Below are 13490 nucleotides of genomic sequence, written 5' to 3' on the forward strand. Positions count from 1 at the left end.
TAAACGTTTTAGAATTTGTTTAAGCTAAGGCACATCATCAATTACTAACATCAATAAGAACCTAGGCACAGCTCGTACTGGAATTATCATTGAACTTAAGTAAGATATATAAGCGCGGCTGGATAGCTAAGGAGGCTGAAATAATGGCATCAATTGAACTGAAAAATGTAACAAAAACGTTTGATAAGCACAATGTCATCGAAAATCTCAATCTGACGATTGAGGACGGTAAGTTTACCGTTTTGGTTGGCCCTTCCGGATGCGGCAAAACAACGCTGCTGCGCATGATTGCAGGGCTTGATCCGCAAACCTCCGGTTCTGTGCTGATTGACGGCAAAGATGTTTCGCAAACGGCGCCCGGCAAGCGCGGGCTCGCAATGGTGTTCCAAAACTATGCGATTTATCCCACCATGTCCGTGCGCGACAACATTGAGTTTGGCCTTCGCAACAATGGCGTGCCGAAAGCGCAAAGGACAGAATTGGTGGAATCCATCAGTGAAACCGTAGGTCTCAAGGATTATTTGGACCGCAAGCCGTCGACGCTTTCCGGCGGACAAAGACAGCGCGTTGCGCTAGCTCGCGCCATGGTGAAAAAGCCAGGTGTGTTTCTGATGGATGAGCCGCTTTCCAATCTGGATGCGAAGCTGCGCGTACAAATGCGCATCGAGCTGATCGAGCTTCATAAGAAGCTGGGCTCCACCTTCGTCTATGTTACGCATGACCAGGTGGAAGCGATGTCCATGGCGGATAAAATCGTGCTTATGAACAAAGGGGAAATTCAGCAAGAAGCGCCTCCTGCTGTGATGTACCGCAAGCCAAGCAACCAATTTACGGCACAGTTCATCGGCGTTCCTCCGATGAATATCGGCTCCATGGCCAATGCCAATGCACAGTTCGGCTTCAGGCCTGAAAGTGCCGTTCTGTCTACGGCTCCTGTTGAAGAAGCCTTCAAATCGAAAGGCAGAATCATTACGAGAGAGATGCTTGGATCGGAAACGATCTATCAAATTAAAAACGATACCCACACTTTTATGATGAAAAGCACAAATGATCAATATGATGCAGGGCAAGAAGTTTATTACGGAGTAGCCGAAAAGCATCTGCATTTCTTTGACCAAAACGAGAAACGCTATGATGATACAGGGAGCGAGCATCAACAATTATTAGAGAAGTTGAGAGGGCTCAGCCGTGCATAAGGTCAAACTAGGAGAACGGCTGCGTCCCTATATTATGATCGCTCCCGCGATGATCGGTATTTTTGTATTCGTTGTTTATCCGATTTTATATTTGATCTATCTAAGCCTGTATGATTACAACCTGATGAACAAAGCAAAGAGCAAGTTTATCGGCTTGGATAACTTTAAAGAAATTTTAGGCCGTGAGGATTTCTACAAGTCTCTGTACAATACGGTCATTTATACCGGCGGAGTCGTTATCGCGACACTGGTCATTTCGGTTGCGCTAGCGGTTTGGCTTAAAAAAAATACGAAGTTCAACCAATTTGTACAAGCGGGTATTTTTATGCCGCATATCGTATCCATTGTGTCGATCGCCCTCGTATGGCTATGGATGATGGATCCAAGCATCGGCTTCCTGAACTACATCCTTAAGACGCTTGGGCTGCCGACCTCACAATGGCTGCAGAGCTCGAAAACAGCCTTGTTTTCCATTATCATCGTGTCGGTATGGCAAGGTATCGGATATTACGTGCTCATTATCGTGGCAGCGCTGCAAGGCATTTCGCCGAATATTTATGAAGCGGCTGAGCTGGATAACGCCAGCAAGTTCAAGGTGTTCTACAAGATCACGTTGCCGATGATTTCGCCGCAGCTGTTCTTCGTCCTGATTATTATGACGATCGGCTCGTTCAAGGTTTTTGATACCGTTCGAGTCATGACCTCTGGCGGTCCGAACAATGCGACGAACACACTCGTGTACTACATTTTTAATAATCGTACAACCAATATCGGATATGCTTCCGCAACAGGTATTGTCCTTCTAGTCATTATCTCGATACTGACATTTGTGTATTTCCGCTTGCTTGCACGCAAGGTCCATTATCAATAAGGGGGAGAGAAGACAAAATGGCACAACATTTTCGCACAGCAATAGGCTATATCGTCAAATCGGTTTTGGTTCTTATCTTTGTCTTTCCTTTCCTTTGGATGATATCGACCTCATTGCAAACTTTTCGGGAAACACTCGCTTTTCCGCCTACGATTATCCCATCGGTGCCGCAGTTTATTAACTACGTCGATGCGATGCAGGCCGGGCCGTTTCTGACCTATTTTAAAAACTCGGTCGTCATTACGCTGAGCATTATCGTCATTCAGATGATCGTGATGATTCCGGCCGCTTATGCGTTTGCCAAGTACAAGTTTTGGGGCAGCGGAATTTTGTTCAGCCTCGTGCTGCTTGCCTTTATGATCCCTGGCCAGGTTACATTTATTCCCGTATACCTGATGATGTCGGATTGGGGCATTATGAAAACGTTATTGCCGCAGATTATTCCGTTCATGTCCAATGCCTTCGGTATCTTCCTGCTTCGCCAGTACTTTATGCAAATTCAGGACGAAATCGTGGAGGCGGCCCGCTTGGATAACGCGTCCGAGCTTAGCATTATGACTCGCATCATGCTGCCCATGTCCTTGCCTGCTCTAGCTACAGTAGGCTTGTTCAGCTTCGTCAGCCACTGGAATGATTATTTCTGGCCGCTCGTGATGACCGATTCCGCAGCTGTTAGACCGCTGACCATTGGTATTTCCATGCTGCGTGAAACAGAAGGCATCAGCAACTGGCATATTATCATGGCAGGCAACGTGGTGCTCGTACTGCCGATCCTGATTGTGTACTTGTTCAGCTCCAAACAAATCGTAAAAGCGTTTGTTTACTCAGGTATTAAGTAATTATTACTAATACATCCTAGAAACATAAAAATGGAGGGTTAAAAAATGAAAAAGTTTTCTGTAATCCTTATTATGCTGACGCTGGTCGCGAGCATGCTAGCTGCGTGCGGCCAATCTTCCACAGGCGGAAACAACCCGACAGATCCATCCAAAGCACCGTCTAACACGGCCGACAATGGCGGCAGTAAAGGTAAGAAAACCGTTCACTTCTGGCATTCGCTTGGCGGAGGAAACGGTGAACGCATCGACGAAATGATTAAACGTTTTAACGATTCTCAAGACAAAATCGAAGTAGTCGGCACTTTTCAAGGTAACTATAAAGAAACAGTTACCAAGCTGCAGCAAGCGATTGCTGCCAAGTCCGCTCCTGAAGTCGCGATGATTGAGCGTGCTTATATTCAAATGTTCTCGGATTCAGACGTACTGGAAGATCTCACACCTTATGTTGCAAAAACGAACCTGGATCTTAACGATTTCAGCGAAGGTCTAATGGGCCACTCTAACTTCAATGACAAGCTGGTATCGTTGCCGCTTAACCGTTCTACTCCAATCCTTCATGTTAACAAAACGATGCTTGATGAGCTAAACCTTGCCATCCCGACAACTTGGGAAGAAATGGCGGACGTAGCTTCCAAGTTAGCGATTAAGGAAGGTAATGAATACAAGCGCTATGGCCTCTCTATGCCGTATGACACTTGGTATCCAATGGCGATGATTACGCAAGCTGGCGGCAGATTCTTTAACGAAGAAGGCACGGGTCTAGGCTTTATTGACAACGGTATTGGCGTAAAAGTTTTCGAAGAGCTTAAAAAGCTGCAATCCAATGGTGGCCTATACTACCCGCCTGCAACAGACTCTGGTAACATCGTAGGTTCTATGTTCAAAGAAGGTAAAGTAGGCATGCTTTATCAATCAACAGGTACAATCGGCGGTTTTCTGTCTTCTGTTGAGTTCGAATACGTAACAGCTTTCTTGCCGAAAGAGCAAGTTCACGCTAACCCAACTGGCGGCGCTAACGTATCTATGTTAAACAGCGGAACTAACAAGGACGAAGCTTGGGAATTCATTAACTGGATGATGACGAATGAGCAAGGCGCTCTGCAGTTCATTATTGATACTGGTTACCTTCCATTCACGAAGTCGATGACGGAGTCCAAAGCGATCCAAGATCTATGGGCAAAAGAGCCCATCCGTAAAACGGCTTACGAGCAATTGCAATACGCGATTGACACTAACAAAGCTGTAGCTTGGACTGAAGTAGAGCAAGAATTCTTCTCTGCAATTGAAGCTATTATGTACGACAGCAAAGATATCGCAGCAACGCTTGATACATTAAAGAAAAACACAGATCGTTCATTCAAGTAAAAAACGGGAGCTATTGATATGATAGAGAAAATCCAAGACATTCAGACCATTGTCATATCAGGACATCGCGGTTACAAGACCGCTTACCCGGAAAACACACTGCTTGCCTTTCATGAAGCGATTCAAAGAGGCGTCGATATGCTCGAATTTGATTTGCGATTGTCAAAGGACCAGCAGGTAGTTGTTATTCATGACGAGACAGTAGATCGGACAACAAATGCGACAGGTGCTGTTCGAGACTTTACATTAGCTGAGCTGCAGCAAATGGATGCAGGCGGCTGGCTTGATCCAATGTTCGCCGGGCTGCAAATTCCTACACTTAAACAGCTTTGTGATTTTTTACAACCCTACCCTGAATTGCTGTTTAATGTGGAGATAAAGCCAAGTCCCGATGCGATACAAGTAGTCGATCAAACGATGAAACTGCTAGAGCAGTACGGCATGCTTCCACGATGCGTATTTACTAGCTTTGATGCATCCGTGCTTGCCTACATGCATGATGAGTACGGTGTGAAAACACAGGGCTTCATAGGTTCGATTATGAGTAATTTTGTTGAAGGCGCGGACGGTACCTATTCTAAAATGTGGGCCATCGGCATAGAGCTGAAGCTGCTTACCCCTCAAACAGTGGCCAGCTTTAAGGAAATGGGCTTGCAGGTTTGGAGCTACTGTCCGGACACAGAACAAAAAGTCTACTACTCTATCGGCTGCGGAGCTACCGTCATGACATGCAATGATCCGATGCCTGCTTTGAAGGTTAGAGGTCTATTGTCTAAATAAAACAAGAGAGCGATCAGGAGAAATCCTGATCGCTTTTTTGTTTTATTTATAACAGTTTATAAGTTTTGCACACTTATTCGTTACTAACATTTCGCTACTATTTGGATCAGCATATTTTGGCTCGTCAATAATCATTTACTGCAAATACCCCTGTCATGAACTGAATGTTCCCATGGTTTTTGATCGAAATCAAGATTATATAATTAATTCAGCTGGATAGAAGGAGTTGTTGGAATGTGATTAGCGGAGTGCTTAAGGAAAAAGGCTTTGATACGTTTAGCAAAGGGAAATTCGGGAATGCGGGACAGAACATATACGTGTCACAAAAAGGCGTTATTCAGCGGATTCACCTGTTTGATGTAAATGGGGATGGCTTTATCGATTTGCCGTTTGCTAATTCCCATGATGACGCCTTAAGGGTGCCTGCGTATGTGTATGTTAACCCGCTTGAAGGAGAAGACAGGATTGAAATTCCGACAGAGGGAGCTTATACGGGGGCTGTAGGTGATTTAAACAATGATGGATACGACGATCTTGTTATCGGCAATCAGTATAATGGCGCATCCAATTACACGTATGCTCAAATTTATTATGGCTCCCCAGAAGGCTACAGTACAAAACGGATGCTTAATCTATGGGCGCCATCGTGCAAGAGTACTGCGATTGGAGATTTTAATGGGGATGGACGAAAGGACATCGCATTTGTCAGCTTTGAGAAGCTGCGTTTGTTTTTTCAAGGTGAGCGAGGCTTTAAAACGAAAGGATACATCGATGTTGAGCTGGATCATTCCATAGATACGATCGCTTCGGCTGACCTGGATGGGGATGGTTTCGATGATCTGATTGTTCGGACGAATAATAGCGAGATCGTTATTTATTGGGGGGGAACTGATGGCATTCAGGCAGAATGCCGTACATGGCTGGACCCTGCTTTGACAGGAAATGATGTAATTGAAGCAAGCATCGACAGTGCGGCAAGCGGTGCCGGCGCCGGAAGCCTGTATGTTTACAGTGTATCCCAAGCTTCGCGGCTTAAAGTGCTGCAATTGAGAGGTGTTCCGCATATCTTCGTATGTCGCGGGAAACAATCCGTATTCATTCCCATTCATAAGAACCGGAACGTTGGCCAGCCGCTGGTGCTCGATAGCGGCGAAGTGATAAGTGCAGCGATCGGAGATGTAAGAGGAACCGGCAGTGAGGATATTATACTGGCCTCGCGGCAGCAGGAAGCGGACGGCCTGGAGAAATCTTGGATTTACTGGGATTCGGAGAAGAGCTATACCAATGACAACCGGACCTCTTTCACGACGAAAAGTGCTTATGATATTGAAGTAGCGGACTTGAACGGCAATGGTTATGACGATGTCATCGTATGCCAGGATAAGACGGAAACGATGTATACGTATGAATCACTTATTTACCGAGGGTCAACAGATGGCTTGGAGGCGCCGCCGTTGCGGCTTGAAACACATTGCGCCGTGGGTGTATTTATTGCTCGAACGATGGACAGCGCGAATCCGCAGGTTATTTTCCTTAATCACATGACTAATCGAATTTTGGGAGATGTGCCAACAGCTATTTACTTGGGCGGACCGGACGGCTTCTCTTCTGAGCGAAGACTTGAACTGACCGGCTGGGCAGCGACAGAGCTGCGAATTTGCGACTTTAATGATGATGGATTTGCGGATGTGTTCATGACCAACAGTAATGAGAACGCGCTGCATATGGATAACGGCTCATTCGTTTTCTACAATGGTCCTGATGGATTTTGTCAGGAGCAAAAAGTGGAGCTTCCGACGAAAAATTCGATGAGCAGTTGCTGTGCGGATCTTAATCGGGACGGGTGGCTTGATCTTATTGTTGTCGGCCACAACAACGACGAATTGTTAATCTTTTACGGCTCAGAGAATGGGTTTGTTGACGAACCGGTGCGCATTCAATTAGTTATTGACGGCGTTGCCTACAGACAGCCGAGATTCATGACTCTGGCGGACTTGAATAATGACGGCTGGCTGGATCTCGTTATACCAGATTGCGGAGCAACCGATGATTTGCTCATTTTGTGGGGCGGGCCGGATGGATTTGATTTGAATCGGCGCACCTTACTGCCGGAAGGAGCGGGAATCAGCTCACGCGCGGCGGATTTAAATGGCAATGGCTGGCTTGACTTAATTGTAGGCGGTTACAAAGGAGCAGACGTCGGCGATCCTTACGGCACTTTTGTTTATATTTACTGGGGTGGCCCTGAAGGGTATTCCAATGACAGAAGGACGGAGCTGCCGGCGCACTTCGCCGCGGATCTTGCAATTGCTGATTTTAACAATGACGGTATTCTTGACATATTTGTTGCTTGCTATCATGGAACTCGAACCCGCGATATCGACTCGTATATTTATTGGGGTGAGCCGGACGGAACTTATTCAGTGGACAAGCGGACGCGACTATTCGGTCATTCCGTCGCCGGTGTGCTGGCCGCTGATTTTAATGAGGACGGATATGTCGATTTGGCGATGGCCAACCATAAGACCTTTGGGAATCATCCGGGCATGTCCTTCGTGTGGTGGAACGGTCCGAAAGGATTTAATGAACACAACCGGACAGAATTGCCTACGACAGGACCACACGGAATGACGCATTCGGACATCGGCAACATTATGGACCGCGGTCCTGATGAGTTCTATGAATCACGCCCTGTTGAGCTGCCGGAAGGCTGCGTCATAACCGGAATCGATTGGCTTGCAACCGTACCGGTGAAAACGTGGGTTAAAGCACAAATCCGAACCGCCGCGAATGAAGAAGCGCTGATGGAGGCGAACTGGTCTGGCATCGATGGAGAGGGAAGCTGGTTCGAGAAGGGCGGCAAGTGGTCCGCAGGCAAGTATACGGGCAACTGGGTACAATATCGATTAGCTCTTGGAGCTGTCAATAGCGGCGGAACTCCCCGTATTAATGAAGTGATCCTTGATTATGAATCGCAGGCGCAAATATCAGAACAATGATGAATGAGGAGGGGATCAACATCGAACAAACTGCGAGTGCGATCAAAACGGATGCCGGTCTGAAGAGGAACCTCCGCCAAAAGAAGTGGAAAACATTAGCTCAGCAATATCAGTTAATTCTTATGTCTGTGCCGTTTGTCGGCATATTGGCCCTATTTAGTTATTTGCCCTTATGGGGCTGGATTATGGCATTTCAGAAATATTCCGTAGTAAAGGGCATATTCGGAAGCGAATTTGTCGGGCTCGATCAGTTTATAAAACTGTTCAGCGATGACTGGTTTTATATCGTTCTTCGAAATACGCTGGCGATGAGTTTGATGCATCTGATTACGAGCTTCGCAGGAGCAATTGGTTTGGCGCTGCTTCTTAATGAAGTAAGGTCGAGATTGTTCAAACGAACGATTCAAACGATTACGTATATTCCACATTTCGTCTCCTGGGTTGTGATTGCCAGCATCGTTACACTTGTTCTGTCTCCGGATTTCGGGCCGCTGAATGAGCTGCTGATCTGGCTTGGCATTGTGGATGAGCCAGTATTTTTTCTATCCAGGGAAAAATGGTTTTGGGTCATTCATACGATGGCCGGCTTCTGGAAGGAGCTGGGCTGGAGCACAATTATTTATTTGGCGGTGCTGGCCGGAGTGGACCCGGCGCTCTATGAAGCCGCCGATGTGGATGGAGCGGGACGTTTCCGCAAAATGATTCATATATCTTTGCCTGGACTTATGCCGACTGCCAGCATTCTACTAATCTTGAACACGGGTTACTTGATCGCGACCGGCTATGAATCACAGATGCTGCTCGGCAACAATCTGGTTATGGAGTATTCGCAGGTGCTTGACTTGTATGCGCTTAACTACTCCATGCAAATCGGGGATTACTCCTATGGCGTCGCTATTAGCATGTTCAAATCAGTGGTGAGCATCGTACTGGTGTTGTTCGTCAATTCGTGGGCCAAGCGGGTAGGCCAGTCTACCGTTCTGTAGAGAAGGAGGCACAAAATGAGAATTAAAACTAAATTCGGGGACGGCATATTTCATATTTGTAATATTACGCTGCTGCTGCTGCTGGGCATAGCGACACTGTATCCTTTTCTGAATCTATTAGCTGTCTCCTTGAATCAGTCACTCGATACGATGCGTGGTGGAATTTATTTGTGGCCGCGAGCGTTTACGCTCGACAATTATCGGCTTATATTCAGCAATGACCGATTCTTCAATTCCGCCGCTCTCTCCGTATTGCGAACATTAATTGGAACCGGATTGTCAGTAATATGCACAATTATGGTTGCTTATGCATTAAGCCGCAGAGAGTATATTCTTCGCAAAATGCTCAATACGATCATTGTAGTCAGTATGTATGTGAACGGCGGGATTATTCCAATCTATTTGATGATCAAAAATTTGGGATTGACCAATACGTTCGCGGTTTATATTATTCCCGGTCTGATCGGCGCGTTTAACGTGATGATTATGCGGAGCTACTTTGACCAGTTGCCTGATGGGCTTGTTGAATCAGCCAAGCTGGATGGAGCGAACGAATGGCAAACCTTATTCCGGGTCGTTATGCCGATCAGTCTTCCTGTCATTGCTACTATTACTTTGTTTATATCTGTTGGTCATTGGAATTCCTGGACGGATAATTTCTTGTACAACAGCAAAGAAAGCTTGACGCTGCTGCAATATCAACTCATGCAGATTCTAATGCAGACAACCGAGCAAGTTTCCGGCAGTATCGGGTCTGGAGCCGACGACGCTATATTGAATTTTACAACGCCGCAGTCGATCAGGGCTACGATGTCGATGGTTGTCACACTTCCCATATTGTTTGTATATCCATTCTTACAGAAGTATTTCATCAAAGGCATGACGCTTGGCGCTATGAAGGAATGAATGATATCTTTGGGGGAAACCCGATGATATAATAAAAAACTAGAAAGGGTGTTATCATGAACAACATGTTCAGATTGCTCGTCATCGTACTTATATTTGCAGTGGCTGTCGGCTGCAGCGGCGGGAACAAAGGAGGAAACAGTACAGAAGCTCCGACGAATAAACCGGAAGAAACGAATGCCGGGAAACAATCGGCTGCGCCTCAAGAGCCCGTTGTGATCGAGATGGCAAGCTTATATCCGAATCTAGATGCGAACAACCCAGTTATGACAGAACTCAGCAAAAAGTCTGGATTTGAATTTGACTTGGTTACGGTTACAGGTGATCGCAATCAAAAATTCGATTTATGGCTCGCATCCGGCGATTACCCGGCTGATACGGTAATTTTAAAGCCGGATTATATTGCAAAATATGCAGATGCCGGCGCTATTATCCCGCTGGAGGATTTGATAGAAGAGCATGGCCCTAATATTAAGAAGCATTTCGGAGAGTACTTCGATCTGTTGAAAGATGAGAACGGACATATCTGGTCATTGTATGTTAGTAACATAACTGACGAACCTGCTCCTACTTTGCAGTCGGAATTTTCTGTCAGCTACAAGGTATTGGCAGAAGCGGGATATCCGGAACTCAAGACATTGGATGACTTGTTCAATTTGTTGAAGAACTACTACGAGAAGCACCCACAAACAAACGGACAGCCAACGATTCCTTTCTCAGGCTTCAGCTATAATGAAGGCGTCAATGAAAATGTGATAGGTCCAATCTTCTCTTCCAGCGGATTAGAACATCAAGGGAACTTTACCATTGACGAGAACGATAACGTTAAATTGATCTTTATGTCGGATGAGGCGAAGCAGTATCTCGCATTTTTAAATAAACTTCATATCGCCGGCATGCTGGACAAAGAATTTTTCACTCTAAAAAACGATACGATGACGCAAAGGCTGACGGAAGGCCGAGTGTTGGCGGGCTCTTTCCCCGGCTGGTACATGCAGCCAGAAGTTGAGCCGGTTATCCGAGCGGCAGGCAACTTTGATGATCTTTACGCTTACTTCCCGCTTGTGTTTGATACGAATAAGCCAAATAAAAACTTTACGGCTGCGGCAACGCGTTCCAACTGGAACTGGGCGATTACCGCAAAGTCCAAGCATCCTGAAGATGTTATTAAGATGCTTGATTACATGTTTACCGATGAAGCGCAAATTCTGATCAACTGGGGGATTGAAGGTCAACATTATGAAGTGGTAAACGGTAAACGTACAATTAAGGAAGAATATAAACAAGGAGTAGCTGCTAACCCGGACTTAATCTGGAGCGAGATAGTCACTCCATTCTACGGTACTTCCATGTACTTCGCACATGGCACGAAGCTGGCTGACGGAGATTACGCCACACCAACAACGAGACAGAGTGTCAGAGAAAAATATGATGAAAGAACGAAAGAGGTATTGTCTGAATACGGCAAGGAAGTATGGGCGGACTTCGTTCCCGAGGTGAATTTCATTCTTCATGGACTTGGTCAATTGGGTGATGTGGAAGAAGTGCGTGCTGAGGTGGCGCGGCTCAAGCAAATTTGGGATCGTGATACGGCCAAAATTGTATTCTCTTCATCCCAAGAGGAATTTGAGAAGCTGTGGAATAATACAGTAACTGCTTTGGAGAAGGCAGGAGCTTCAAAAGTAGAGGAAGCGTATACAAAATTGTGGAAAGAAGCCACAGAGCGGTATAGTCATATAAAGAAATAGAATCATAGGGAAGGGGGAGCGTGATGAGTATTCGCACTAAGCTTTTTTTGTCGAATGGTGCAGTAGTCATTATGCTGCTCGCTTCCCTTACTTTTATTTTTGAGCATTATAGCAGACAAATGATACTTGAAAAAATGATGGAGAACAATAGCAACTCATTCTCGCAAATGACGGAAAATGTGGACAGCTTATTAAAAACCTATGAACAGACCGCCGATTTATTGTATATGGATGATTCACTTCAGTCTACTCTATTGCAAGAAATTGATTCTTTGGCATTGCAGCATACGGAATACATCGAATCGATTGTCCCGCTTATGGAATCAATTCGTTCCACGAAAGATATTGTCAATTTCCATCTGTTCACAAATAATGAAACGTTTCAATTGGGGGTCATCAGGCCGTTGTCGGAAGCTCCAGAGTTGGCTGAGAGAAGCGGGTGCAACACTTCAACGCCAAGCAATCGTTCGTTACGTTCCTGGACGTTGCAGGAGGAACCGGATAAAGAGGGTTTGATTCGCTTATCGCAGAGGCTTAATCACCTGGATATGAAAGCGTGTCTGTTCGTTTCCGTTGATGTGGATATTAATGTGTTGAAGAACTTTGTAAAGACGAAGGACCAACAGAATCAAATCATATTTAGTTTACCGGATAGCAAAGTAGTATTCGACACTGCTTCCGAAAATGCAGGAGCGACGAGACTAGAGGATTATTGGTTCTTTGACGAGATTCGTACAAATGAAGAGAGCCGGCTCATAAGTATGGAGGATCAGGATTATCTACTTATCCATCGCGTCCTGGAGTCGCGCAATAGCGTGAGCGGCATACAAATTTTCTCTCTCACGCAGCTGGATGCACTGGCTGTCGGCACGAATGCGATTCGGACTACGGCGCTCGTTCTGTTTGTCGCTACACTCGCCATATTTGTTGTTGCAAACTATGTAATGTCATCCAGATTAACGAAAAGACTGGTGGAGTTGTCTGTAAAGATGCGGAAGACTAATCTCGAAAACTTGCAGCCTATCCAGTCCATTAAAGGAAATGATGAGGTAAGCAAGCTCGGCTTCAGGTTCAACGAGATGGTGCAGCGCATGCAGCGGCTCATTCGTGAGGTGTACGAGTCGGAACTGGGGCGCAAGGAGCTGGAGCTGAAGACGAAGGAGTCAGAGTTGTACGCCTTGCAGACACAAGTGAATCCTCATTATTTGTTTAATACTTTAAATGCGCTTCGCGGTAATCTCCTTATGAAGGGAGATCGTGAAAATGCGACAATTGTTAATTTATTGGCTAAATCCTTTCGCAATGTGCTGGGCAAAAGCGGCCGAATGATTACAGTAGCGGAAGAATTGGACATTATCCAGACTTACTTGAATATTCAAGCTTTCCGCTTCTCTGACCGGCTTCGCTTCCGAATTGACATTCCGAAGCGACTGTATGATATCGCTATACCGAAGCTTTCGCTGCAGACATTGGTGGAAAATACGATTGTCCATGCGCTCGAGCCAAGCGCTGACGGAACAATGATCGTCATTCGGGCGGATTATGATGAGCAGCAATGCAGACTTATTGTAGAGGACAACGGTCCAGGCATTCCGTGCGATCACTTGACGGCAATAAGACAAAGGCTCGAAACTGCAGATCAGAAGAAGGACGACTCGCTGCATATTGGCCTGCGCAACGTTCACCAAAGATTGCGTCAGAGCTTCGGTCCGAACTTCGGTATGATCATTGAAAGCAAGCAAGGAGAAGGCACAAGGATTATCATTAATCTGCCGTTAGACATCAAGCCGCAAACTTAAG

The 13490-nt window shown here is 45.9% G+C and carries 10 protein-coding genes; all 10 read left to right on the plus strand.

The annotated features are described in order from the left end of the window. Positions 1-143 precede the first annotated feature (143 nt). Positions 144-1196, plus strand: coding sequence for an ABC transporter ATP-binding protein (locus tag ACRRU2_RS09585; RefSeq protein WP_432501062.1), 1053 nt, complete (start codon positions 144-146; stop codon positions 1194-1196). A 34-nt stretch (positions 1197-1230) separates the two neighbouring features. Continuing rightward, positions 1231-2067 (plus strand): carbohydrate ABC transporter permease, encoded by an 837-nt coding sequence (locus tag ACRRU2_RS09590; RefSeq protein ID WP_432501202.1) that lies wholly within the window; start codon positions 1231-1233, stop codon positions 2065-2067. A 17-nt stretch (positions 2068-2084) separates the two neighbouring features. After that, on the plus strand, positions 2085-2906 hold the full coding sequence (locus ACRRU2_RS09595) for a carbohydrate ABC transporter permease (RefSeq protein ID WP_432501064.1): 822 nt from the start codon (positions 2085-2087) through the stop codon (positions 2904-2906). A 45-nt stretch (positions 2907-2951) separates the two neighbouring features. Then, complete coding sequence (locus tag ACRRU2_RS09600; protein WP_331698078.1) at positions 2952-4271, plus strand: ABC transporter substrate-binding protein; 1320 nt, start codon at positions 2952-2954, stop codon at positions 4269-4271. An 18-nt stretch (positions 4272-4289) separates the two neighbouring features. Further along, entirely contained in the window at positions 4290-5051 is a 762-nt protein-coding gene (locus tag ACRRU2_RS09605; protein WP_331698077.1) for a glycerophosphodiester phosphodiesterase family protein, read from the plus strand. A 236-nt stretch (positions 5052-5287) separates the two neighbouring features. Then, positions 5288-8050 (plus strand): FG-GAP-like repeat-containing protein, encoded by a 2763-nt coding sequence (locus tag ACRRU2_RS09610; protein WP_432501067.1) that lies wholly within the window; start codon positions 5288-5290, stop codon positions 8048-8050. Next, complete coding sequence (locus ACRRU2_RS09615) at positions 8047-9036, plus strand: ABC transporter permease (protein ID WP_432501069.1); 990 nt, start codon at positions 8047-8049, stop codon at positions 9034-9036. The genes ACRRU2_RS09610 and ACRRU2_RS09615 overlap by 4 nt, the downstream gene beginning before the upstream one ends. Before the next feature lie 15 nt (positions 9037-9051). Beyond that, positions 9052-9942, plus strand: a complete 891-nt coding sequence (locus tag ACRRU2_RS09620) for a carbohydrate ABC transporter permease (RefSeq protein ID WP_432501071.1) — start codon at positions 9052-9054, stop codon at positions 9940-9942. Between the two features lie 56 nt (positions 9943-9998). Continuing rightward, positions 9999-11690 (plus strand): extracellular solute-binding protein, encoded by a 1692-nt coding sequence (locus ACRRU2_RS09625; RefSeq protein ID WP_432501073.1) that lies wholly within the window; start codon positions 9999-10001, stop codon positions 11688-11690. Positions 11691-11713: 23 nt separating this feature from the next. After that, positions 11714-13489 carry a sensor histidine kinase gene (locus tag ACRRU2_RS09630; protein WP_432501075.1) on the plus strand — a complete coding sequence of 592 codons (1776 nt, stop codon included), beginning with the start codon at positions 11714-11716 and terminating at the stop codon, positions 13487-13489. Position 13490 lies beyond the last annotated feature (1 nt).

The sequence above is a fragment of the Paenibacillus sp. GXUN7292 genome (genome assembly GCF_050864975.1).
Taxonomy (GTDB): Bacteria; Bacillota; Bacilli; order Paenibacillales; family Paenibacillaceae; genus Pristimantibacillus.